22 protein-coding genes are annotated in these 21,359 nt (G+C 68.3%); 10 read left to right on the forward strand and 12 right to left on the reverse strand.

The window, feature by feature from the left end; translation table 11 throughout:
• Positions 1 to 2 precede the first annotated feature (2 nt).
• Genes ACPP3B_RS05380 through ACPP3B_RS05390 form a run of 3 tightly spaced genes read left to right on the forward strand, consistent with a single transcriptional unit; the run spans position 3 to position 2,637 of the window.
• Positions 3 to 527, forward strand: a complete 525-nt coding sequence (locus tag ACPP3B_RS05380) for a c-type cytochrome (RefSeq protein WP_424859954.1) — start codon at positions 3 to 5, stop codon at positions 525 to 527.
• Positions 524 to 1,888 carry an FCSD flavin-binding domain-containing protein gene (locus ACPP3B_RS05385; RefSeq protein WP_424859955.1) on the forward strand — a complete coding sequence of 455 codons (1,365 nt, stop codon included), beginning with the start codon at positions 524 to 526 and terminating at the stop codon, positions 1,886 to 1,888. The genes ACPP3B_RS05380 and ACPP3B_RS05385 overlap by 4 nt, the downstream gene beginning before the upstream one ends.
• A gap of 11 nt (positions 1,889 to 1,899) precedes the next feature.
• Positions 1,900 to 2,637 carry a c-type cytochrome gene (locus ACPP3B_RS05390; protein ID WP_424859956.1) on the forward strand — a complete coding sequence of 246 codons (738 nt, stop codon included), beginning with the start codon at positions 1,900 to 1,902 and terminating at the stop codon, positions 2,635 to 2,637.
• 23 nt (positions 2,638 to 2,660) lie between these two features.
• On the opposite strand, the gene ACPP3B_RS05395 is transcribed toward ACPP3B_RS05390, so the two are convergent.
• Positions 2,661 to 3,413, reverse strand: a complete 753-nt coding sequence (locus tag ACPP3B_RS05395) for a DUF4395 domain-containing protein (protein WP_424859957.1) — start codon at positions 3,411 to 3,413, stop codon at positions 2,661 to 2,663.
• 112 nt (positions 3,414 to 3,525) lie between these two features.
• Complete coding sequence (locus tag ACPP3B_RS05400; RefSeq protein ID WP_424859958.1) at positions 3,526 to 4,896, reverse strand: sigma-54 interaction domain-containing protein; 1,371 nt, start codon at positions 4,894 to 4,896, stop codon at positions 3,526 to 3,528.
• A gap of 306 nt (positions 4,897 to 5,202) precedes the next feature.
• On the opposite strand from ACPP3B_RS05400, the gene ACPP3B_RS05405 reads away from it, so the two are divergent.
• Entirely contained in the window at positions 5,203 to 5,562 is a 360-nt protein-coding gene (locus ACPP3B_RS05405; protein ID WP_424859959.1) for a hypothetical protein, read from the forward strand.
• Here the strand turns inward: ACPP3B_RS05405 and mnmA are convergent.
• Positions 5,480 to 6,649, reverse strand: coding sequence for a tRNA 2-thiouridine(34) synthase MnmA (gene mnmA, locus ACPP3B_RS05410; RefSeq protein WP_424859960.1), 1,170 nt, complete (start codon positions 6,647 to 6,649; stop codon positions 5,480 to 5,482). The two genes, ACPP3B_RS05405 and mnmA, sit on opposite strands and share 83 nt — an antisense overlap.
• 112 nt (positions 6,650 to 6,761) lie before the next feature.
• Between mnmA and ACPP3B_RS05415 the strand changes: the two genes are divergently transcribed.
• Positions 6,762 to 7,040, forward strand: coding sequence for a hypothetical protein (locus ACPP3B_RS05415; RefSeq protein WP_299019732.1), 279 nt, complete (start codon positions 6,762 to 6,764; stop codon positions 7,038 to 7,040).
• Between the two features lie 409 nt (positions 7,041 to 7,449).
• Here ACPP3B_RS05415 and bfr read toward each other — a convergent pair whose 3' ends face one another.
• Both bfr and ACPP3B_RS05425 read right to left on the reverse strand, forming a co-directional pair.
• Complete coding sequence (gene bfr, locus ACPP3B_RS05420; RefSeq protein ID WP_299019730.1) at positions 7,450 to 7,926, reverse strand: bacterioferritin; 477 nt, start codon at positions 7,924 to 7,926, stop codon at positions 7,450 to 7,452.
• Positions 7,927 to 8,052: 126 nt separating this feature from the next.
• Positions 8,053 to 8,286, reverse strand: coding sequence for a (2Fe-2S)-binding protein (locus ACPP3B_RS05425; RefSeq protein ID WP_424859961.1), 234 nt, complete (start codon positions 8,284 to 8,286; stop codon positions 8,053 to 8,055).
• A 132-nt stretch (positions 8,287 to 8,418) separates the two neighbouring features.
• Here ACPP3B_RS05425 and ACPP3B_RS05430 point away from each other — a divergent pair, with 132 nt between their 5' ends.
• Entirely contained in the window at positions 8,419 to 9,045 is a 627-nt protein-coding gene (locus ACPP3B_RS05430; RefSeq protein WP_299019726.1) for a LysE family transporter, read from the forward strand.
• Between the two features lie 18 nt (positions 9,046 to 9,063).
• On the opposite strand, the gene ACPP3B_RS05435 is transcribed toward ACPP3B_RS05430, so the two are convergent.
• The gene (locus tag ACPP3B_RS05435; RefSeq protein WP_424859962.1) at positions 9,064 to 10,344 is read right to left on the reverse strand and encodes a glutamate-5-semialdehyde dehydrogenase; all 1,281 of its coding nucleotides are present in this window, start codon (positions 10,342 to 10,344) and stop codon (positions 9,064 to 9,066) included.
• A gap of 106 nt (positions 10,345 to 10,450) precedes the next feature.
• Between ACPP3B_RS05435 and ACPP3B_RS05440 the strand changes: the two genes are divergently transcribed.
• Positions 10,451 to 11,662 (forward strand): fumarylacetoacetate hydrolase family protein, encoded by a 1,212-nt coding sequence (locus ACPP3B_RS05440; RefSeq protein WP_366139700.1) that lies wholly within the window; start codon positions 10,451 to 10,453, stop codon positions 11,660 to 11,662.
• Positions 11,663 to 11,671: 9 nt separating this feature from the next.
• Here ACPP3B_RS05440 and dacB read toward each other — a convergent pair whose 3' ends face one another.
• Entirely contained in the window at positions 11,672 to 13,174 is a 1,503-nt protein-coding gene (gene dacB / locus ACPP3B_RS05445; RefSeq protein WP_424859963.1) for a D-alanyl-D-alanine carboxypeptidase/D-alanyl-D-alanine endopeptidase, read from the reverse strand.
• A 112-nt stretch (positions 13,175 to 13,286) separates the two neighbouring features.
• Between dacB and tsaB the strand changes: the two genes are divergently transcribed.
• From tsaB to ACPP3B_RS05460, 3 genes are read left to right on the forward strand one after another with little or no spacing between them, the layout of a single operon-like run.
• Positions 13,287 to 14,063, forward strand: a complete 777-nt coding sequence (tsaB, locus tag ACPP3B_RS05450; RefSeq protein WP_424859964.1) for a tRNA (adenosine(37)-N6)-threonylcarbamoyltransferase complex dimerization subunit type 1 TsaB — start codon at positions 13,287 to 13,289, stop codon at positions 14,061 to 14,063.
• Positions 14,060 to 14,641, forward strand: a complete 582-nt coding sequence (locus tag ACPP3B_RS05455) for a GNAT family N-acetyltransferase (protein WP_424859965.1) — start codon at positions 14,060 to 14,062, stop codon at positions 14,639 to 14,641. The genes tsaB and ACPP3B_RS05455 overlap by 4 nt, the downstream gene beginning before the upstream one ends.
• Positions 14,641 to 15,552, forward strand: a complete 912-nt coding sequence (locus ACPP3B_RS05460) for a uracil-DNA glycosylase (RefSeq protein WP_424859966.1) — start codon at positions 14,641 to 14,643, stop codon at positions 15,550 to 15,552. The genes ACPP3B_RS05455 and ACPP3B_RS05460 overlap by 1 nt, the downstream gene beginning before the upstream one ends.
• A gap of 4 nt (positions 15,553 to 15,556) precedes the next feature.
• Here the strand turns inward: ACPP3B_RS05460 and ACPP3B_RS05465 are convergent, their stop codons facing one another.
• The 5 genes from ACPP3B_RS05465 to ACPP3B_RS05485 all read right to left on the reverse strand — a co-directional run bounded on the left by ACPP3B_RS05465 (position 15,557) and on the right by ACPP3B_RS05485 (position 21,224).
• A complete protein-coding gene (locus ACPP3B_RS05465) occupies positions 15,557 to 16,600 on the reverse strand; it encodes an ABC transporter ATP-binding protein (protein WP_299019653.1) in 1,044 nt (347 codons plus the stop codon).
• A complete protein-coding gene (locus tag ACPP3B_RS05470; protein ID WP_299019655.1) occupies positions 16,597 to 17,592 on the reverse strand; it encodes an ABC transporter ATP-binding protein in 996 nt (331 codons plus the stop codon). Before ACPP3B_RS05470 ends, ACPP3B_RS05465 begins: the two co-directional genes overlap by 4 nt.
• An 18-nt stretch (positions 17,593 to 17,610) precedes the next feature.
• Entirely contained in the window at positions 17,611 to 18,522 is a 912-nt protein-coding gene (locus tag ACPP3B_RS05475) for an ABC transporter permease (RefSeq protein WP_299019657.1), read from the reverse strand.
• Between the two features lie 37 nt (positions 18,523 to 18,559).
• A complete protein-coding gene (locus ACPP3B_RS05480) occupies positions 18,560 to 19,540 on the reverse strand; it encodes an ABC transporter permease (protein WP_424859967.1) in 981 nt (326 codons plus the stop codon).
• 112 nt (positions 19,541 to 19,652) lie between these two features.
• Positions 19,653 to 21,224, reverse strand: a complete 1,572-nt coding sequence (locus tag ACPP3B_RS05485; RefSeq protein ID WP_424859968.1) for an ABC transporter substrate-binding protein — start codon at positions 21,222 to 21,224, stop codon at positions 19,653 to 19,655.
• Positions 21,225 to 21,359 lie beyond the last annotated feature (135 nt).

Genomic DNA, 21,359 nt, shown 5'->3' on the forward strand with positions numbered 1-21,359 from the left:
AGATGAATACGCCCCTCAATACCAGTCAACGCGCCCGCCGCTTGGAAGCCATCGCGGTCGCACTCGGGATCGTGGTCGTGACCGCCGGCGCAGGCGGAGTCTCGCTCATCGCTCGCGCGACCGCCACCGCGGCCTCCGCGGCAGAGCTGTCCGCGCAGGCTACCGCCGCGGGCGCTTCCCCCGCTGCGGCGACCAATACGGGTAGCACCCCAGTCGCTCCTCCCGAGCCGTCACCCGCACTCAACCCCCAGCCGGTGCCGGCCGACGTCATGGCCCACACCTGTGCGGCCTGCCATGGCACCCACGGCCAGCTGGGGGACGAGTATTTCAAACCACTGGCGGGCATGCCGGTGGAGCAATTCGTGCGCACCATGATCGATTTTCGCGAGGGTCGGCGCCCTTCGACCCTGATGGGCCACGTCGCGCGGGGCTTCACCAACGCCGATATCGAGGCGATGGCGCAATGGTTCGCCGCGCAACCACCCGCCCCCTTGGCCGCGCGCGCCGACAAAGGAGCCGCATCATGAACCATCCCGAATCCCTGTCCAGCCCCCAGCGGCGCGCCTGGCTGGGGCACATGCTGGGCCTGTTGGCCGCGTGCTCGGCACCGAGTCTGGCCTTTGCCCAAGAGCGCGCCCATGTCGTGGTGGTCGGTGGCGGTGTGGGAGGTGCCACCACGGCCAAGTATCTCAAGCTGTTCAACCCCGCGCTGCGCGTCACCCTCATCGAGCGCCACCCCGTCTACATCCGCCCTTACGGATCGTCGGAGGTGCTCAACGGCCACGTCACCATGGCCGACCTGGAGGTCCGCTACGACACGCTGCGCGAGCGCTACGGCATCGAGATCGTCATCGACACCGTCACCGGGCTCGACGCAGCGGCGCGCGTGGTCACCACCGCCGGGCGGCGGCGCATCGGCTACGACCGCCTGGTCGTCTCGCCCGGCATCGAACTGTTGTACGACGCGTACCCGGGCTACTCCGAAGCCGTGGCGCGTACTGCGGTGCCCTCGGGCTGGATCCCGGGCGAGCAGACCGCGCTGCTGGCACGCCAACTGCAAGGCATGCGCCCGGGTGGCGTGTTTGTGCTGGCCGCACCCCCCAACCCCTACCGCTGCCCGCCGGGTCCGTACGAGCGCGCCGCGCTCATGACCGAATGGTTCATGACGCACAACCCCACGGCCAAGGTCATCATCGTCGACCCGAAAGACGCCTTCGTCACCGACGAAACGATGATGTTGGGCTGGAACCGGCTCTACCGCTTCAACCTGCCCGACGATTACGCCAAGCGCATGGCCACCAAGGTGGAAATCCAGCGACACCCCGGCCCCGGCATGCTGACCTGGGTGCGTGGCAAGGAAGGGGGCCGCCCGCTGCGCATCGACGGGCGGCGCATGCGCATCGAAACCGAGGGCGAGACCATCCAGGCCGACGTCATCAATGTCATTCCCCCGATGCGCGCGGGCAAGTTGGCCGCCACGCTGGGCTTGACCGACGGCAGCGGCTTTTGCCCCGTCGATCGGCGCACCTTCGCCTCGACCATGGTGCCGCAGGTGCACGTCATCGGCGACGCCAGCATCGCCGACGCCATGCCCAAGAGCGGCTTTTCGGCCAACACGCAGGCCAAGGTGGTGGCCCGCGCCATCGTCGAGGAGCTGGCCGGCCGCCCCGCCCCCGAGCCGCTGTGGGAAAACACCTGCTACGCCCTGGCCGGCAAAGACTATGGCCTGTTCGTGGCCGATGTGTTCAAGATCGTGGACGGCAAGATCGCCCGCATCAACGGCGCATCGCGCTATCTGCCGCTGGATGCGTCACCGATGCAGATCAAGCTCGGCGCGCGCTACCAGCAGGCGTGGCTGTGCACCTTCACCCAAGACTGCTTTGCCTGATGGAGTCTGCCATGACCACCCGATACATCCGCTCGTGGGTCGGTTTGGCCGCCGATCTGGCCGCTTGGTTGCCCATCGCTGCCCTGGCCAGTGCGCCGGCGCCGGCACCTGCGCCCGCATGGACGCCCGCCAGCCTGCGCGCCGCGCTGGCCGAACTGCCATCCGGGGACACCCAGCGGGGGCGCCGCGTGCACGAGGAGCTGTTTTGCGCCTCCTGTCACGGTGGGCAGGGCCAGGCGCCAACGTTCAACTGGCCGCACACCGCCAGCCAACGCGCCACCTACACCGCCAAGATGCTGCTGGATTACCAGCGCGGCCTGCGCCGGGACAACCGTGGCGCGCAACTGATGCACGACGTGGCGGTGGCCATGACGCCGCAGCAAATCGCCGACGTGGCGGCGTACTACGCCAGCCTGCCCGCCCCGCACGATGCCGTCACGCCGCGCCCCGGCGCGGCCAGTGCCGAAGCGGAACAGGCGGCGCTTCGCTTGGTCACGAAAGGCGACCCCGCGCGCCTAATCACACCGTGCGCGAGCTGTCACGGAGTCAAGGGCCAGGGCGGCAAGTGGGAAGCCCCCGCGCTGGCCGGTCAAAACCCGCTGTACTTCGTGCGCACCATGCTCGACTACCACGGCGGGCAGCGCACCAACGACGCGGCCAAAGGCATGCGGGTGTTCGCACAGCGCCTGACCGCCACCGAAATCGACGCGCTAGCGCGCTACTACGCCGACCTGCCTCGGCAGCGTTGAGGAGACACGCGCGGGGATGCGGCTTAGCTGCAGCCGTTGTGCCGCTTCCACATCTCCTCGTGACCGATGGCCTTGGCAAAGGCTGGCACTTCGCAGCGCTGGCGCTCCGCGGCCGAGGACGCGCCGGGCGTGGGCTGCAAGCCCATCTCCAGCGTGGCCATCTCGTCGAAACCTTGCAGCGGGCCGGTGCGGTCGACCCAGTTTTTGGCGGCGACCGTCAGGCCCGCGAAGGCCACCAGCACCAGCGCCTGGGGCAGCGACAAGCCCCACCCCCGCGCCGAGGCGGGCACTTCGCACACGCCGCCCGGGCATAGCTGAGCCTTTTCGCGGTGGAATACGTTGTAGAGCCGACAGCCCAGGCAAATGCCAAAGGCGGTTTCGAAAAACATCAGCAACAGACAAGCACCGCAGATGAGCATATTGGCCGGCCCCATGTAGCGGTTGAGCACCATGAGGTACAGCATGGCCAGGCCCAATAGCAGCCCCAAACCCCACGCAAACCGTTTTTGCGCCGCGCCCACCCACTCTGGCGTCTGGTGGCGCACGATCCAGCCGCCCACGATCATGCTGGGCGACCAACGCGGGCTGAGCACGCGCAGCGTCATGTCCACCAAAAACACCACGATGAACCACCGGGTGTACTGAAAGTTGCCCAGCAGAAACGAGTGCATGAACGACACCACGGCCGGGAAGAACAGCAGCCCGGCCGCAGCGCGCACCTGGCGCTCGTTGACCACGGGCACGGGATAGCCATCGACCACCTCACCAAACGCCAACCAACGGTTGATCGCAACACCCTGCGTTTTGATACGGATGGGGGTTTATAGCGCAATCGCGGGCGTTGTACCATCGGGCCCCGCCCTGAGGTCTATCCGAGCTCATGGTCGATCACGGCCGGTCGCTGCCGCCGGTCGACGCCAAACCCAGTGCCTTGAGTTTGCGGTAGAGCGTGCGCTCGCTCATCCCCAGCTGGCGCGCCAGCTCCGCGCGCGTGCCGCGGTGGCGCTGCACGGCTTCGCGCAGCGCCTGGGCCTCGCGCGTGCGCCAAGCGGTCGCCACGGGCGTGTCACCAGGGGCCACGACATCGGCCGCCGTTGGAGGGGCGAGCACTGGCTCGCGCCGCAGACCGATGCGGCCGGCGTCGATCGCTTCGCGCACGGTGTCGGCATCCAGCACCGGCTGGTCGCTCAGCAAGACGGCCCGCTCTAGCACGTTGCGCAGCTCGCGCACATTGCCGGGATAGTCGTAGGCCATCAGCGCCTGCAACGCCGCCGGAGCCAGCGTGCGCGGGCGCTGGGGATCGATGCGCTGCAGCAAGGCTTCGGCCAGCAGCGGCAGGTCCGCGCGGCGTTCGCGCAGGGGCGGCAAGTGGACCGGGAAGGTCGCGAGCCGGTAATACAAGTCCTCGCGAAACCGCCCTTGTCGCACCATCGAGACCAAATCGCGGTGCGTGGCCGCCACCACGCGAATATCGGCGTGGCGAATCTCGTTGCTGCCCACCCGCCGGTACGTGCCCGCCTCCAGCAGACGCAGCAGCTTGACCTGCATGGACAGCGGAATGTCACCCACCTCATCCAGAAACAGGGTGCCTCCGCTGGCGGCCTCGACCAAACCGGCACGCGCACCGCTGGCACCGGTGAACGCGCCGCGCTCATGCCCAAACAGCTCTGACTCAAACAGGCTCTCGGGGAGACTCGAGCATTCCACGGGCACCAACGCCTTGCCCGCGCGGGGACTGGCTTCATGGATGGCGCGCGCCACCATCTCCTTGCCCGTCCCCGACTCGCCCAGCAGCAGCACACTGGCGCGCGAGGGAGCCACGCGTGCCACCAGCGCCAACATGCGCTGGAACGTGGGCGAACGCCCAATCAAGCCCTGACGATCGGGCCGCCCGTGTGCGCCGGGCAAGGTCTCCATCTTTTCGACGAAGTACGCCGGTGCGCCGCCCTCACCCGGCAATGGCGTGAGCTCGATGTTGACATACTCCTCACCCACCGGCGTGTGATGCAGGTGCAAAACGTGCTCGCGTTGGCCCGACTGGCGCGCACGCGCCAGGGGACAGGTTTCGCCTGCCTGATCGCAGGGCACGGAGAAGTGATGCGACACCTCGTAGCAGCGTCGTCCCACCACACTGTGCTGCGAGCCGAAGGCGCGTCGGTACGCCTCGTTGGCCGCCAAGATGCGGTACTCGGCATCGAACAAGATGTGCGGCTCGGAAAGGTTTTCGAGATACGCCGTCAGTAGGCTCAAAGGTTTCATGACGCGAAGGACTGGCGCCTGGCGGTGACATTGAGCTGCCATTTTCTGTCACACGTGACAGACCCGGTGCGCCCGGGGGGTTTTCTGTGCGAGGGTTTACCCGCGGGCGGAGCCGGTACACCCGCCACGGTGATGGCTGGCACGGTTTTTGTTACGGACCAAGAGGAGAAAACGATCACGGCAGAACCATGAACCCGACACCGACCCTCACGGAGCCAGGCCCTGCCCACTTGGCGCGCGACGTCAATGCGATCCGGTCAACGGCACCCGGCTCGCCGGTGGGGATGCGGCGGCAGGGGGCTGACCATGCTGTTTCGGATCTTGCACGACGAAGCCAGCGGGGTGCTCAGCTACTTGCTGGGCGACGAGGCGACGCGCGAGGCCGTGCTGATCGATCCGCGCAGCAGCGACCGCGTCGTGCTGGACGCCGTGCTGCACGCCGAGCGGCTGAAGTTGCGCTGGATCTTGCGCACCCACGACCACGAGGGCGCGCAACCACACGAAGCGCGCCGCCTGCTGGCGTGGCGGGTACCGCTGGTACAAGGGCGCGAGCGAACCGGGGTGACCGTCCCTAGCGCGACGCCTATCTGGCGCGCATGGCCGCGAAAGTGCGTGGCGTCGGCAGCGCAGGCAACGGCCGCTCGGTCGCTTCGGCCCGGTGAATGATGGCGCCGCCCAGGCACACGTCGCCGTCGTACAGCACGGCACTTTGCCCCGGCGTGACGGCCCATTGCGGCTCGTCGAAGGCCAGGCGCACCCCCTCCGGGGTCAGCGCCAGCTCGCACGCGGCGTCCACTTGGCGGTAGCGCGTCTTGGCACGGTAGCGCCCCGAGGCGGGCGGCTCACCCGCGATCCAGCTCACGTCTTGCGCCAGCAGCCAGCGCGAGAGCAACCACGGGTGGTCGTGCCCCTGCACGGCCCACAGTGTATTCGTGGTGGGCTGCTTGCGCGCGACGAACCACGGCGCATGCTCCCCTGGCCCACGGCCCGCCGCGTCGCCTTTGACCCCGCCGATGCCCAGCCCCTGTCGCTGGCCCAAGGTATAAAAGCTCAGGCCCACATGGCGGCCCACCTCGCGCCCGTGCTCGTCCACGATCGGGCCAGGCGTGGCCGCGAGATAGCGTTGCAGGAAAGCCCGAAACGGCCGCTCGCCGATGAAGCAAATGCCCGTCGAGTCTTTCTTTTTGGCGTTGGGCAAGCCAATGTCGGCGGCGATGCGGCGCACCTCGGTCTTGCGCAATTCGCCCACTGGGAAGACGGTGCGAGCCAGCTGGCTCTGCTCGAGGCGGTGCAGGAAGTAGCTCTGGTCCTTGGTGGGGTCGACACCCTTGAGCAGCTCGTAGCGGCCCGTGGCATCGTTGAAGCGCACGCGCGCGTAGTGGCCGGTGGCGATCTTGTCCGCCCCGAGCCGCATCGCATGGTCCAGAAACGCCTTGAACTTGATCTCGGCGTTGCACAAGATGTCTGGGTTTGGCGTGCGCCCGGCCTCATACTCGCGCAAGAATTCCGCAAAGACGCGGTCCTTGTACTCGGCCGCAAAGTTGACGTGCTCGACGTCGATGCCGATCACATCCGCCACGCTGGCCGCGTCGAGCCAGTCCTGTCGGCTGGAGCAGTACTCGCTGTCGTCGTCATCTTCCCAGTTCTTCATGAAGATGCCGACTACCTCGTGGCCCTGCTGCTTGAGCAAGTAGGCACTGACGGCCGAGTCCACCCCGCCCGAAAGCCCGACGACGATACGTTGCTTGATCATGGCCCGATTATCGGGCCCCAAAGATCAGCCGTTCCCTCCGTGAGGTATTGTCATTGCGAATGATTTGCATTACGATCGGTGGTCGGCTCGTGGTGAGTCGCAAGGAGCCCCCATGGAATGGCAGACTGAACCCCTCGAACCCCTGCTGGCTGGAACGCTGGCCCTGCTCCATTTGCACGCGACGAGCGATCTCGATCGTCCCGTGTGTCCCAGGGCCGCCTTCAAGCTGGCACACAATCTGCACCGGCTGGCCAACCACCCGGCATGGAGCGACGCCATGGCCACGGTGCTGGCACGCCTGTCAGGCGCTTGGCGCGAGCGCGCCCATCAAGCCGCGATCGCGGGCGATGCCGACGGGCCGTCGGGGCGTGATGGCCCCCTGTATCACTGACGTAGCGCAACACCTTGGGAAACGGCGATGGAATGGATGGAAGAATACACAGCGGTCTGCCGCGAGTGGGCACGCGCGCAACGCCTCACCGAAATCTGTCAACGTCAGTGGTTGGCAGAGCGCATGGCTTTGGAGTCGGAATTGCTGCGGCTTCGGGGTGCGCTGCTGGTGTTGCGCACCGCTTGGCTGTGGGGGCTGAAGCCACAAGGGTCCTGCTGGCCGCGCCAACACCATGCCACGAGCGCGGCGCCAACATCTGACCGCACCGACCGTCTATCGGCTACCGCGATCGCACAGCGCGCGCTGTGCCAAGCCGGATGCCAAGGCCACGGCCACACGTGGCTAGGCGATGATGGTCGGTGCCGCCTTCTAGGCACGCCTTGCGACGGAGTCACCGCCAACGCCGCCCTTACGACGGCTCGCCCATGAGGCTTTGCAGGTAGTTGGGCAATCCTACCTTCTCGATCAGCTCGAGCTGGGTTTCCAGGAAATCGATGTGCTCTTCCGTATCTTCGAGAATGCCCTGCAACACATCACGGGAAACGAAGTCACGCGCGGCTTCGCAGGTCGCAATACCATCTTTGATGGTTTGCTGCGCCGCACGCTCCAATGCCAGGTCAGCCTGCAAGATCTCAGGTACGGTCTCACCCACCTGAAGCTTGCCCAAATCCTGCAAATTGGGCAGCCCGTCGAGCATGAAGATGCGCGCCATGAGTCGGTCGGCGTGCTTCATCTCGCCGATCGATTCCGAATACTCTTTCTTGGCCAGCTTGGTCAAGCCCCAGTGGTCGAGCATCCGGTAATGCACGAAATACTGGTTGATGGCGGTCAGTTCGTTTTTGAGCTGGGCTTGCAGTGCAGCCAGTACGTCGGGCGAGCCTTTCACGGGGTTGTGCCTTTCATTGACGGGTAACGGTAACCTGATCATGTTACACGCTCTACACGCTCGGCGCACAGCGTTCGGGAACCTGCACCCTCTCGAGGCTGCCCACCCACGGGCACGTCTGCACCCTCAGAGAGCAACGCCCAGCGCGGCGGGCGCTGCGGCGCCCCCCACGCCAGGCCCGGCGCCGAGTAAGCGCTGCGAACAGCGCGCCTGCGCCCAGATGTCGCGCGCGCACGCTTCGCAGCGCCCGCAACAGGTCGCCACCCCGTGCTCGAATTGCAAATCCTCGAACGCTTGTCCTTGCCGTGCGGCGGCACGGATGGTGCGGTCGCTGACGCGATGACAGATGCAGACAATCATGGCCAACGGTGCAAAGTGGTCGTTACGTCAATGATACTGATTCCCATTTGATGTGTAAAGGGTGGGTGCTCGCGGGCGTTGATAATGGATCCCTGTGCCAACCGCACCCGCTCGGACCCATCAGCCGCCCCCATGGAACTCTCCACCTGGCTCGCCCTCTTCGCCGCCTCCTGGGCCATCAGCCTGTCGCCGGGCGCCGGTGCCGTCGCGGCGATGAGCGCGGGGCTCAATCACGGCTTTCGGCGTGGCTACCTGACCACGATCGGGCTGGTGGCGGGCATCTGGACCCAGCTCGCCGTCGTCGGTGCCGGGCTGGGCGCGGTGGTAGCCGCTTCCAGCACGGCGTTCCAGGTCGTCAAGTGGGTGGGGGTGGCTTATTTGGTATGGCTGGGTGTGCAGCAGTGGCGTGCGCCCGCGCGCCCGTTGACGGCGGCAGCGGGTGCAGCGCCCGTGCGCGCGCGCGACGCCATTGTGCGCGGCTGGATGGTCAACGCCGTCAACCCCAAGGGCACGGTCTTTCTGCTGGCCGTGGTGCCGCAGTTTCTCGACCCCCATGCGCCACTCCTGTGGCAATACGTCATCGTCGGCTTGACGTTGGGCTTTACCGACTTGGTGGTCATGGGCGGCTACACGGCCCTCGCCGCGCGGCTGCTGGCGTCGCTGAAGTCGCCCGCATACATGCGGGCGCTCAACCACGTGTTTGGCTCGCTGTTCGTGGCCGCCGGGGCATGGCTGGCGGCGTTCAAGCGCGGGGTCTGAAAACGCTGGTTGGTTCGCTCAGCCCCGCACCTCGCCCTCGCCGAGCACGACGTATTTGAGCGACGTCAGCCCCGCGACACCCACGGGGCCGCGGGCGTGGAATTTGTCGGTGCTGATGCCGATTTCCGCACCCAGCCCGTACTCGAAGCCGTCGGCAAAGCGGGTGCTGGTGTTGACCATGACGCTGCTGGAGTCCACCTCGCGCAAGAAGCGCTGGGCGTGGCGGTGGTCGGTGGTCAGAATCGCGTCCGTGTGGTGACTGCCGTAGCGGTTGATCCAGTCGATGGCCTCATCCAACCCCGCCACCACTTTGACGCTGATGATGGGGGCGAGGTATTCGGTGGACCAATCTTCCTCGGTGGCATCGACCACATGCGCCCCCGGCACCGCCGCCAGCAGGGCTTTGGCTTCGGGGCAGCACCGCATCTCGACCCCTTTGGCGGCAAAGACGGCACCGATGCGCGGCAAAAACGCCGCCGCCACCCCGCGCGCCACCAGCAGGCTCTCGGTCGCGTTGCACGGGCTGTACTTTTGCGTCTTGGCGTTGTCGGTGACTTTGACCGCGAGGTCGAGATCGCACGGGTCGTCCACGTAGGTGTGGCAGTTGCCGTCTAGGTGCTTGATGACGGGCACCTTGGCCTCGCGGCTGATGCGCTCGATGAGGCCCTTGCCCCCACGCGGGATGATGACGTCCACGTACTGCGGCATGGCGATCAGGTGACCCACGGCCTCGCGGTCGGTGGTGGGCACGAGCTGCACCGCCTCGCTGGGCAGTCCGGCGTCGCGCAGCGCCTGCTGTACCAGAGCTGCCAGCGCCTGGTTGGACGCGATCGCCTCCGACCCCCCGCGCAAAATGCAGGCGTTGCCGCTCTTGATCGACAGCGACGCCGCTTCGATGGTCACGTTGGGGCGGCTCTCGTAGATCATGCCAAAGACGCCGATGGGCACGCGCATCTGCCCAACCCGAATGCCGCTAGGCTGCTGCTGCAGGCCGATGACCTCGCCAATGATGTCGGGCATGGCGGCCAATTGCTCGCAGCCTTGGGCGCAGGTCTCGATGACTTTGGGCGTCAGGCGCAGGCGGTCCACCATCGGTTCGGCCAGGCCGCTGGCGCGGGCGCGCTCGACGTCCTGGGCGTTGGCGGCTTGCAGCGCGTCAACGTTGGCGCGCAACAGCGCCGCCAAACCCCGCAAAGCGGCGTTTTTGTGCGCCGTGCTGGCCCGGGCCATCACGGCCGAAGCGGCGCGGGCCTGCCGGCCCAGCCCTTGCATCAAGTCGGAAACGGACAGCGTGTTCATGAGCGCGATTGTCGCACCACGCCGCGCGTCGCGCCCGCGCCGCCGCACGCCCGTGACGGGGGCGGCGTTGGCGCACAATCACGGGCATCGACCCGCCTCCCAAGCTATGACGACCTACCTCTGGACCCCTCCGCCCGTGGCCGCGCTGGCTGTGCAGGGCAACGCTGCGCGCCTGCCGGTCAACCGCCTGTTCTTCGTCGGGCGTAACTACCACGCCCACGCCCGCGAGATGGGCGTGACCATCGACAAGACCACGGCGCGACCGTTTTATTTCACCAAATCGCCCGCGCACCTGCTGGCGTCGGGGGCGGTGTTGCCCTACCCGCCACAGACGCACGACTTCCACCACGAGGTCGAACTGGTAGCGGTGTTGGGCCGTGGCGGGTTCGGCGTCGCCGCCGAGCAAGCGCACGAGTTGATCTACGGCTATGCCGTGGGGCTGGACATGACGCGTCGCGACGTGCAGCAGCGCCTGCGCGACAAAAGCCACCCCTGGTGCCTGGGCAAGGACGTGGAGGGCAGCGCCGTCTGCGGCGCGGTACGGCCGATGCCGGGCACCGTGCTGACGGGCGGCGAGATCGCGCTCGAGGTCAACGGCGTCGTGCGCCAGCGCGCCGACCTGGGCGATCTGATCTGGAACCTGCGCGAGCTGATCGCGGACCTGTCGCAGTTCTACCACCTGCAACCCGGGGACGTGATCTACACCGGCACACCGGAAGGCGTGGGCCCGGTGCAGCCCGGCGACCGGCTGCACGGCCGCGTGCAGGGGGTGGGCGAGGTGGCGCTGACCCTCGGCCCGGTGCGCCAGCCCACCGGGGTCGACCCGGCCCCACGCGCGGCGTCGGCGGTCCTGCCCGGTCGCCTCGCGGCGCTCGATTACCTGGGTCGTATGCTGTCGCTGGCGGAGCGGCGCGGCAGCACCGTCACGGTGATGGTGGTCGCTATCGATGACGTGGCGGGCGACCGTACCCATGACGCGACCGACGCCGAGCGGCTGATCGCCCAGCGGCTGGCGTCGCGCCTGCGCACCCACGAATTGCTCGCCCACTGGGAGCCGGGGCAGTTCCTCGTCGTGCTGCCGGACGCGGACACCGCCAGCGCGCTGGTGCTGGCCAGTGACCTGCGCCAGTGCGCCGCTGCAGCCGAGGCGACCGGGCCATCGCCGCAGCCGCGCAGCGTGAGCATCGGGCTGCACAGCCGTCGCCCCACCCCGGACCAAGACCTGCGTGAACTGGCCGCCGAGATGGTGGTCGCGGCGCAGCGCGTGCTGGAGGTCACTCAGGCCAACGGCCCCGGGCGCATCGAAATCGAACCTTGAGCCGCCGCTTCAGCGCAGGGCCGCGGCCCACTGCACCAGCGCATCCAGCGCGGCGCGGCCGGCGCGCGCATTGGGGTGGTTGACGATGGCGACCAGCACGCGGCGCTGACCGTCGGCCCCGTGCACATACCCAGCGAGCGCCTGCACGTCGGCCAGACTGCCGGTTTTCAGGTGCGCCACGCCGCGGCCCATGGCGCTGCGCCGCAGCGTGCCATCCACGCCCGCGATGGGCAGGGACGCCATCAGCTCGGGCATCCAGGGGCTGGCGTACACCCACTGCAGCAGTCGCGCCAGCGCCAACGCCGTGGCGCGCGCCTCGCGGCTCAGGCCCGCCCCGTTGTCGATCTGGGGCGGCGGCACATCGGGGCCGATACGGGTGCGCCACCAGTCGCGCAGCACGGAGCGGGCGGCCTCGAACGTGGCGGGCGCGGTCGGCCCTTGGGCATTCGCCCCCTCAGGCCCCACTCCCTGGGTGGCCGTCGCGGCGGCCAGCGTCAGCAGCAACTGCTGCGCCATCACGTTGTTGCTGAACTTGTTGATATCACGCACCACATCGGCGAGCGGCTGCGATTCGAACACCAGGCGCGGCGTCAACCCAGCGGGAACCGTGCCCTCACGCACGCGCCCCTCCAGCCCACCCCCCAATTGGGCCCACATGCCCGCCACGGCACGCGCGGCAAAGCGCTCCGGCTCGGGGTGGGCGAGCGGCCAGATGCGCTCGCCGCAAGCCAGCGGGTAACGCCCCGCGAAGCGCGGACGGCGCGCGTCGGACCAATCCGCCTGCAATGCTGCGCGCCAGTCACCGCACGGCCCATCGGCCAACGGCACCGTGCCCGGCACGGTCACCTCGGCCAAGGGGGGATCGGCCTGCACGCGCGCCACGCCCGCGGCCGCATCGGGCACGAAGGTCCACACCTGCGTCCGAAAATTGACCAGCAGCGCGTCCGGCGCGGCGTTGTAGGGGCGCAGCGGCTCGCCGTCGAACGCGGCTGGGTCGTGCGGCGGCAGCGCGAACGCGCTGCGATCCAGCACGATGTCGCCGCCGATGTGCCGAATCCCCAACCCCTGCACCCGCCGCAGCAGCAGCCACAGGCGCTCCGTCACCAGCTTGGGGTCACCCTCGCCGCGCAGATACAGCGATCCCGCCAATACCCCGTCGCGCACCGGCCCGTCGGTATAGACCGCCGTGCGCCAGGTGTATGCGGGCCCCAGCCAATCGAGTGCTGCAGCGGTGGTCACCAGCTTCATGACCGAGGCGGGGTTCATCGGCGCCTCGGCTCGGTGCGCGAGGTACGTCTTCCCTCCCGGCACCGCATCGGCCACCACGACCGCCAGCGCCGCCGGCGGCACCCCGGCGCGCTCGAGCGCCTGCTGGACGGCGGGGGGCAGGACTTGGGCCGCGGCTTGCACGCCTGCTGCGGCCAGCAGTAGTGCCCCCGCAGCGCGCACGCGGCAGCCCGAACCCAGACATGACCATCGATACCGATCGAACACCACGCCCCAGAAACGCATCCCCGCTTCCTCTCAAAAAGGCCGGCACCGCGCCGCCGCCGACCGGCTACTGAGTGTACGGACAGAACCGCGGCCTGCGCTGCGGGCCGCGACCCACGGATAATTCCCCACCATGAATGGCAGCAGACCCCTATCCCCGCCGGCGCTGGCCCGCTGGCTGGCGGTGGATACCAGCACGGACCGGCTCAGCGTCGCCGTGGGCGCGGCGGGTGCCGCCGCGCCACTCGCGCAGCACGACGGCCCCGGGGGGCCCCAGGCGTCGGTGGCGCTGCTGCCTGCCATCCGTGCCCTGCTGCAGACCGTGGGCTGGACGCTGGCCTCCTTGGATGGCATCGCCTTTGGCCGCGGGCCGGGGTCGTTCACCGGGCTGCGCACCGCCTGCGCGGTGGTGCAGGGGTTGGCGGTGGCCGCGCGGCCCGGGGGCATCCCGGTGTTGCCCCTCGACACCCTGCTGGCCGTGGCCGAAGCCGCGCGCCACGACCACGCGCCGGATGCGCGCGCACTGCGCGTGGTGGCTGCGCTCGACGCTCGCATGGGCGAGGTTTACGCGGCGGTCTATGACTGGCACGCCGAGCGGGGGTGGACGACGGTGGCACCCGCGCACCTGACACCCCCGGAGGATGTCTCCTGGGCCGCGGACGCAACATCCCCGGTGCTGCTGGCAGGCAACGTGCGCCCGGTCTATGGCGAGCGGCTGCCTACGGCCTGGCAGCACCGGGGCGTGCCGGCCCACCCCAGCGCGGCGGCCTTGCTGCGCCTGGCGGCCGCGGGCGTGGCGGCCGGCCAGTGTGTACCGGCGGCGGCGGCGCAACCCCTGTACGTGCGCGACAAGGTGGCGCTGACCACCACCGAACAAGCCGCGCTGCGAGCGCAGCGCGCCAGCGCATGAGTGCCCCTTCGTCGCCCCCCGTGGTGGGCACACCCGCCCAGCGGGCCGAACGCGCGGTCTGGCGCGCCATGACGCTCGCCGACATCCCGCTGCTGGCGGAGGTGGCCAAGACCGCCCACGCCCACCCGTGGCGGGCACGGCACTTCGAAGACTCGCTGGCCACCGGCCACTGGTGCCGTGTGCTGACGTTGCCCCCAGACCCGACAACCGACCCGCCCCAGTGGGTGCACGCGCCGCGTACCGCGCAGGGGCACTGGCTGCTGGGCAGCCTGGTGGCCATGCGCGGCGTGGACGAAGCGCACCTGCTCGACGTCACCGTCACGCCCGCCCACCAACGCCATGGCTGGGGCCGCTGGATGCTGCAGGCGCTCATCGGCTGGGCACGCGAGCAGGGGGCCGCCTGTGTGTGGCTGGAGGTGCGCGCGAGCAATACGCCCGCGCGCACCCTCTATACCGCCATGGGCTGGCAAGCGGTGGGCGTGCGCCGGGGGTACTATCCGGATGGCGCGCACCGGCGCGAGGATGCCATCGTGATGCGGCTGGACCTGCTGCCCCCACCCCCGACGGAGGCCCATTGATGGCCACCACGCTACCCCGCGCCTTGCCGCACCTAGATGAGCGCCAGACCGCCATGCTGGCCGAGATGGGCATCGCCCCGTGGTGGGCACCGCGTGCGCTGCTGCCGCAGCCACGCGTGGCGACGGCAGCGGCCGAACGCGCACCCGAACCACCCGTGCTACCGCGCCCGCCCGCGGCAACGCCTGCCACCCCCCCCGCCGTTCCCCCGACGTCCCCGAACAGGCCGACCGTGGCGCCGCCACCGATGGCCACCGCCGCCCCTATCCGCCCCCACGCCGCCGCCGCTGCGTTGGACATCGACGCCCTGGACTGGGACGCGCTGCACGCCGCCATCCACGCCTGCCAGCGTTGCGCGCTGGCGGGTTGCCGCCAGCGGGGGGTGCCCGGCGTGGGAGACCGGCGGCCGGACTGGCTGATCGTGGGCGAAGCCCCGGGCGAAGAGGAGGACCGCCAAGGCGAACCGTTCGTCGGCCGGGCCGGGCAATTGCTCGACCGCATGCTCGCCGCCATGGGGCTGCGGCGCGGGCAGGGGGTCTATATCGCCAACGTCATCAAATGCCGACCGCCGCGCAACCGCAACCCCGAGCCCGACGAGATCGCGCGCTGCACGCCCTATCTGTTGCGCCAGATTGCGCTGCTGCAGCCGCGCCTCGTGCTGGCCATGGGCCGGTTTGCGGCGCAAACCTTGCTGGCCGAGGGCGGCTGCGACAGCCCCGACACCCTGCTGCGCACGCCGCTGGGCCGCCTGCGCGGGCGCGTGTACACGGCGCGGCTGGCCGGGCTGGCGCTGCCCGTGGTGGTGACGTACCACCCGGCGTACCTGCTGCGCAACCCCGCCGACAAGGCCAAGGCCTGGGCCGATCTGTGCCTCGCGCTCGACACCGCCGAGGCACTGCCCGCCCCCGGCTGAAGGCTCAAATCCGCCCTTCCTCCACCGCGTGGCAGGCCACGCGCACGCCGCCGAGGGTTTGCATCGCAGGACGCTCGGCGCTGCAGCGAGCGTTGGCGTGTGGGCAGCGCGGATGGAAGGCACAGCCGCTGGGAGGGTTAAGCGGGTTGGGCACCTCGCCTTGCACCGGCGTGCGCGCGCGGCCCGTGTCGTGCAGCTTGGGGATGGCGTCGAGCAACATGCGCGTGTAGGGGTGACGCGGCTGTGTGAACAGCGTGCGCTTGTCCGCCAGCTCCACCAGCCGCCCCAGGTACATCACGCCCACCTGGTCGCTCACGTGCCGCACCACGGCCAGGTTGTGGCTGATGAACAAATAGGTCAGCCCCTGCTGGCGCTGCAGGTCCTTCATGATGTTGAGCACCTGCGCCTGCACCGAGACGTCCAGCGCCGAGGTTGGTTCGTCGCACACCAGAAAATCGGGCCGCGTGGCCAGCGCGCGCGCGATCGAGATGCGCTGGCGCTGCCCACCCGAAAATTGGTGCGGGTACTTGACCATGTCGTGCGGGCTCAAGCCCACCGAGCGCAGCAGCTCGCCCACGCGCTCGCGCAGCGCTTTCGGGTCGCTCAGCAGGCCATGCTCGCGCAGCGGCTCGGCGACGATGTCCTCCACCCGCCAGCGCGGGTTGAGGCTGGCATAGGGGTCTTGAAAGATCATTTGGATGCGCCGCCGCAACAGCCGCCCGGGGGCGCCGCTGCGGTAGGCGGCGTGCGCGTCTTGGCCGTCAAACATAAACCGCCCGCGCGTGGGCGCATACAGCCCCACCAGCAAGCGCGCCACCGTGCTCTTGCCACAGCCGGACTCGCCCACCAGGGCCAGCGTCTGGCCGCGCGCGATCTCGAAGCTCACACCGTCGACGGCGTGCAACAACTGGCGCGGCTTGCGCTCCAGCACGCGGTTGAGCCACGGCGCCGAGACGTCGAACGTGCGCGCCAAATCCTGCGCCACCACCAACGGGGCGCTGGCGGTGGGCGTCACCGCCGGGGCCATCTCCATGACCGGATTGCTCATCGGGACATCTCCTGGGCGGCCGCGGTGGCGGCCACGTCGTGCAGCCAGCACGCGGCGCGGGTGGCACCGGCGGGCATCAGTTCGGGGCGCTGGTCGTGACAGCGCAGCATGGCTTTGTCGCAGCGCGGGTGAAAGGCACAACCGCGCGGGATCTCGGTCAGGCGCGGCATGGCACCGTCGATCTGGTGCAGCCGCTCGCGCTCCACCTCCATGTCGGGGATGCAACTCATCAACCCGGCGGTGTAGGGGTGCGCCGGGCGGTGGATGACCTCGTGCACGGGGCCGATTTCGGCCACGCGGCCGGCGTACATGACGGCCACGCGGTCGCAGGTCTCGGCGATCACGCCCATGTCGTGCGTGACCAGCATGACCGCCGCGCCACGCTGGCGGCAGATGCGCTTGAGCAGCGTGATGATCTGCGCCTGGATGGACACGTCCAACGCCGTGGTCGGCTCATCGGCCACCACCAGTTGCGGCTCGGCCGCCAGCGCCAGCGCGATCACCACCCGCTGGCGCATGCCACCCGAAAACTGGTGCGGGTAGTGGTCGATACGTTCTTCCGCGGCGGGGATGCCGGTGTCGCGCAGCAGCTGGATGGCGCGCTCGCGCGCCTCGGCCGGCGTGACGTCCAGGTGCGTCAGGATCGTCTCGGTGAGTTGGCGGCCGATCGAGTACAGCGGGTTGAGCGAAGTCAGCGGATCTTGGAAAATCGCGCCAATGCGCCGGCCACGGATGCGGCGCATTGGCGCCGGGGGCAGGTTGTCGATGCGCTGGCCCTGCAGGCGGATTTCGCCGCCCGCGATGCGGCCTGGCGGCTCCAACAGGCCAATGATGGCCGCGCCGGTGAGCGACTTGCCCGCGCCCGACTCGCCCACCACGCCCAGGATTTCGCCGGGCGCGATGTCGAACGAGACGCCGTCGAGTGCGCGCAACACGCCGCGGCGGGTGGGAAACTCGACCACCAGGTCTTTGACTTCGAGCAGTTTGTCCATGTCGGTGCTCCGCCGGTTTCAGCGCAGGCGCGGGTTGAGGGCGTCGCGCAGCCAGTCGCCCAGCAGGTTGACCGACAGCGCAATGAGCACCAGCATCACGCCGGGGAAGATGGTGATCCACCACTCACCCGAGAACAGATAGTCATTGCCGATGCGAATGAGGGTGCCCAGCGACGGCGACGTGGGTGGCGCCCCCACGCCCAAAAAGCTCAGCGTCGCCTCGGTGATGATGGCGGTGGCCACCTGGATGGTGGCCAGCACCAGTACCGGCCCGAGCACATTGGGCAGCACGTGGCGGCGCATGATGCGCAGCGGCGCCACGCCGATCACGCGCGCGGCTTGCACGTACTCCTTTTGCCGCTCCACCAGCGTGGAGCCGCGCACCGTGCGTGCGTACTGCACCCAGCCGGTGAGCGTAATGGACAAGATGAGCACGCCGAAGGCCAACGTCTCGTGCGCGTTGGGAAACAGCGCCCGCCCGACACCCGCAATCAGCAGCGCGATCAGGATCGCCGGAAACGACAGCATCACGTCGCACAGGCGCATCAGCACGGCGTCCACCCAGCCGCCCAAAAAGCCAGCCAGCAACCCCAGCGTCACACCCAACAGCACCGACAGCAGCACCGACGCCAGCCCGACGAACAGCGAAATGCGCGCGCCGTAGATGAGCGCCGACAGGATGTCACGGCCCTGGTCGTCGGTGCCGAGCGGAAAGGCCCATTGGCCTTCGGCGTACCACACCGGCGGCAGCCGGGCATTGCTCAGCTCCAGACTGGCCAGATCGAACGGGTTGTGCGGCGCCACCCAGGGCGCGAACAAGGCCGACAGCCCGCACACGAGCGCGATCAGCGCCGCCACGATGGCCGCGGGCGACGTGCGAAAGCTGTAGCCGATGTCGCTGTCCCACCAGCGCATCCACCATGTTTTCATGAGGGGTTCCTTTCGTTTCAGCGATCGCCCGGCGCCGTCAGTGACCACCGGCGCGGTCGACGCGCAGGCGCGGATCGACGGCGAAATACAGCAGATCGACGATGAGGTTGATGACCACGAAGATGAACGCGATCAAACACAGGTAGGCCGCCATCACGGGAATGTCGGCAAACGTGACGGCCTGAATGAACAGCAGCCCCATGCCCGGCCATTGAAACACCGTCTCGGTGATGATGGCGAACGCGATCAGCCCCCCGAGCTGCAAGCCCGTGATCGTCATCACCGGCACCAGCGTGTTCTTGAGCGCGTGGCCGAAGTGCACCGCCCGGTCGCTCAGACCACGCGCGCGCGCGAACTTGATGTAATCGGTGCGCAGCACCTCCAGCATCTCGGCACGCACCAGGCGCATGATGAGGGTGAGCTGGAAGATCGCCAGCGTCACCGCAGGCAGCACCAGGTGGCGCCAGCCCTTGGGCGACAGCAGACCCGTGGTCCAGCCCCCCAGGTCGGTCACCTCGCCGCGCCCGAAGCTGGGCAGCCAGCCCAATTGCACCGAAAAAATCAGGATCAACACGATGCCGATCAGGAACGTGGGCAGCGACACCCCCAGCAGCGAAAAGGTCATGAACACCTGAGCGAGCCACGTGCCGCGCCGCAGCGCGGCATACACCCCCATCGGGATGCCGACCGCCAGGGCCAGCACGGCCGCCACCAGCGCCAGCTCCAGCGTGGCCGGAAAGCGCTCGGCGATCAGACTCGCCACCGGCACCCCCTGGTGGATGCTCATGCCGAAATTACCCTGCAGTGCGTTGAGCACGAACTGCCAAAACTGCACGAAAAAGGGCTGATCGAGCCCCAACTCGGCGCGCACGGCGGCCACCTGCTCTGGCGTGGCGTCCTGCCCCAGCACCTGTAGCACCGGGTCGCCCACGTACTGAAACAGCATGAAGGCCACGAAGGCCACGGCCAACATGACCAGCGCCGCCTGCGCCAGACGTCGCAAAATGAAGGCAAGCATGAAAGCACTCCAGCGGAGGCCCGCCGACGGGCCCCCGCGACTTCACAGAGCGGATTGCGCACCCGGGGCCACCCGCCACTGGCAGCGCGGCCACCGATTGCGCAGCGGGTGATCAGTTGACCTTGAGCACGCGCCAGTCGATGCGGTTGTCGGCGCGATGCACCACGTCGATCGACTTTTTCATCGCCCAGGGGATGATCTGGTTGTGCAGCGGGATGTGCGCCACGTCGTCGTTTTGCAGTTGCAGCGCCTCGGTCAGCAGACGCGGGCGGATGTAGGGATCGGTCTCGGTCTTGGCGCGGTCGATGATCGCGTCCATTTTGGGGTTGCTGTAGCGGCCGACGTTGTAGTTGCCGTCGCCGCCCGGGCCCGGCGTGCGCAGCAGCGACTGCAGGGTGTAGAGCGCATCGAACGTCGGCACGCCCCAACCCAACATGTAGATGCTGGCCTCATAGCGCTGGATCATCGGGAAGTACGTCACCAGCGGCAGCGTGCGCAGCTTGGCCTTGACGCCGATCTTGGCCCACATCGAGGCCACCGCCTGACAGATCTGTTCGTCGTTGATGTAGCGGTTGTTGGGGCAGGCGAAATCGACTTCGAAGCCGTCTTTGTAGCCCGCCTCGGCCAGCAGCCGCTTGGCCGCTTCGACGTCGTAGGGATAGCGCTTGTGCACCGACTCGCTCCAGCCCGCCACCTGCGGCGCCACCAGCGCGCCGGTGGGCTGGCTCAAGCCCCGCATGGTCACGCGGTGGATGGTGTCGATGTCGATGGCTTGGTACAGCGCCTTGCGCACGCGCACGTCCTTCAGCGGGTTTTTGCCCTTGACGTTGCTGCCCGGCAGCTCGTCGCGGTGCTGGTCCATGCCGAAGAAGATGGTGCGGTTTTCCACGCCATCGATGACCTTGAGGTTGGCGTTGTTGCGCAGGCGCGGCAGGTCTTGCGGCGTGGGGTCGAGCACGAAGTCCACCTCACCCGACAGCAGCGCAGCCATGCGCGTGGCGTCGGACTTGATGGGGTTATAGACGATCTGGGTCACATTGGTGTCGAGTTTGCCCCAATAGTTGGGGTTGCGCTCGAGCACCATGCGCTGATCTGGCACCCACTCTTTCAAGATGTAGGGGCCGGTGCCCATGGCGTTGCGGTGCGCGAACGTCTCTTCGTTGCCTTTGATGTCGCGCGGCTCGGTGGCGCGGTTTTTCTCGGCCCAGGCTTTGCTCATGATGCGCAGCTCGGTGAGCTGGTTGAGCAGCACCGGGTTGGGGCCCTTGAGGATGATGTCCACCGTGTTCGCATCGACTTTGACCACCTTGTCGATGCCTTGGGTGTAGATGGCGAAGTTCGACGTCTTGGCCATCGCGCGCTGAATGGAAAACACAACGTCATCCGCGGTCAGCGGCGAGCCGTCGTGAAACTTGACGCCCTTGCGCAGGGAAAAACGCACCTGCGTGGGGCTGATCTCGCGCCACGACTCGGCCAGCACCGGCTCGACCTTGAACGTCTTGCTGTTGTAGTAGACCAGCGACTCGTAAACGGCGGCGTGGATGCCGTTTTGCAGCGCGTTGTTCTGCGAGTGGATATCCCAGGTGGCGATCTCGCCCGCGCTGGACCACTTGAACGGCTTGGCATGCACCAGCGGCATCCCCAGGACGAGCGCCGCCCCGAACGCGATGAGTGTTCGTTTCATTGCGAAACCTTGCAAAAGTTGAACGTGCCGTAACTATGCACGAGTCGTGCCAGCCTCCTGGCCCGGGTTTACCCGTAAACCTGGCCGTCGGGCCCCACCCAGACACCCGATGTCGGTTTGGCGACACTTTCGTGG

Origin of the sequence: Tepidimonas sp. HKU77 (assembly GCF_049728535.1) — a bacterium.
Classification (GTDB): domain Bacteria; phylum Pseudomonadota; class Gammaproteobacteria; order Burkholderiales; family Burkholderiaceae_C; genus Tepidimonas.

What these genes read in the sequence shown, in the direction of transcription:
- ACPP3B_RS05380 (WP_424859954.1), top strand. Translation starts at nt 3, where the DNA reads ATGAATACGCCCCTCAATACCAGTCAACGCGCCCGCCGCTTGGAAGCC.
- ACPP3B_RS05385 (WP_424859955.1), top strand. Translation starts at nt 524, where the DNA reads ATGAACCATCCCGAATCCCTGTCCAGCCCCCAGCGGCGCGCCTGGCTG.
- ACPP3B_RS05390 (WP_424859956.1), top strand. Translation starts at nt 1,900, where the DNA reads ATGACCACCCGATACATCCGCTCGTGGGTCGGTTTGGCCGCCGATCTG.
- ACPP3B_RS05400 (WP_424859958.1), bottom strand. Translation starts at nt 4,896, where the DNA reads ATGAAACCTTTGAGCCTACTGACGGCGTATCTCGAAAACCTTTCCGAG.
- ACPP3B_RS05405 (WP_424859959.1), top strand. Translation starts at nt 5,203, where the DNA reads ATGCTGTTTCGGATCTTGCACGACGAAGCCAGCGGGGTGCTCAGCTAC.
- mnmA (WP_424859960.1), bottom strand. Translation starts at nt 6,649, where the DNA reads ATGATCAAGCAACGTATCGTCGTCGGGCTTTCGGGCGGGGTGGACTCG.
- ACPP3B_RS05415 (WP_299019732.1), top strand. Translation starts at nt 6,762, where the DNA reads ATGGAATGGCAGACTGAACCCCTCGAACCCCTGCTGGCTGGAACGCTG.
- ACPP3B_RS05425 (WP_424859961.1), bottom strand. Translation starts at nt 8,286, where the DNA reads ATGATTGTCTGCATCTGTCATCGCGTCAGCGACCGCACCATCCGTGCC.
- ACPP3B_RS05430 (WP_299019726.1), top strand. Translation starts at nt 8,419, where the DNA reads ATGGAACTCTCCACCTGGCTCGCCCTCTTCGCCGCCTCCTGGGCCATC.
- ACPP3B_RS05435 (WP_424859962.1), bottom strand. Translation starts at nt 10,344, where the DNA reads ATGAACACGCTGTCCGTTTCCGACTTGATGCAAGGGCTGGGCCGGCAG.
- ACPP3B_RS05440 (WP_366139700.1), top strand. Translation starts at nt 10,451, where the DNA reads ATGACGACCTACCTCTGGACCCCTCCGCCCGTGGCCGCGCTGGCTGTG.
- dacB (WP_424859963.1), bottom strand. Translation starts at nt 13,174, where the DNA reads ATGCGTTTCTGGGGCGTGGTGTTCGATCGGTATCGATGGTCATGTCTG.
- tsaB (WP_424859964.1), top strand. Translation starts at nt 13,287, where the DNA reads ATGAATGGCAGCAGACCCCTATCCCCGCCGGCGCTGGCCCGCTGGCTG.
- ACPP3B_RS05455 (WP_424859965.1), top strand. Translation starts at nt 14,060, where the DNA reads ATGAGTGCCCCTTCGTCGCCCCCCGTGGTGGGCACACCCGCCCAGCGG.
- ACPP3B_RS05460 (WP_424859966.1), top strand. Translation starts at nt 14,641, where the DNA reads ATGGCCACCACGCTACCCCGCGCCTTGCCGCACCTAGATGAGCGCCAG.
- ACPP3B_RS05465 (WP_299019653.1), bottom strand. Translation starts at nt 16,600, where the DNA reads ATGAGCAATCCGGTCATGGAGATGGCCCCGGCGGTGACGCCCACCGCC.
- ACPP3B_RS05470 (WP_299019655.1), bottom strand. Translation starts at nt 17,592, where the DNA reads ATGGACAAACTGCTCGAAGTCAAAGACCTGGTGGTCGAGTTTCCCACC.
- ACPP3B_RS05475 (WP_299019657.1), bottom strand. Translation starts at nt 18,522, where the DNA reads ATGAAAACATGGTGGATGCGCTGGTGGGACAGCGACATCGGCTACAGC.
- ACPP3B_RS05480 (WP_424859967.1), bottom strand. Translation starts at nt 19,540, where the DNA reads ATGCTTGCCTTCATTTTGCGACGTCTGGCGCAGGCGGCGCTGGTCATG.
- ACPP3B_RS05485 (WP_424859968.1), bottom strand. Translation starts at nt 21,224, where the DNA reads ATGAAACGAACACTCATCGCGTTCGGGGCGGCGCTCGTCCTGGGGATG.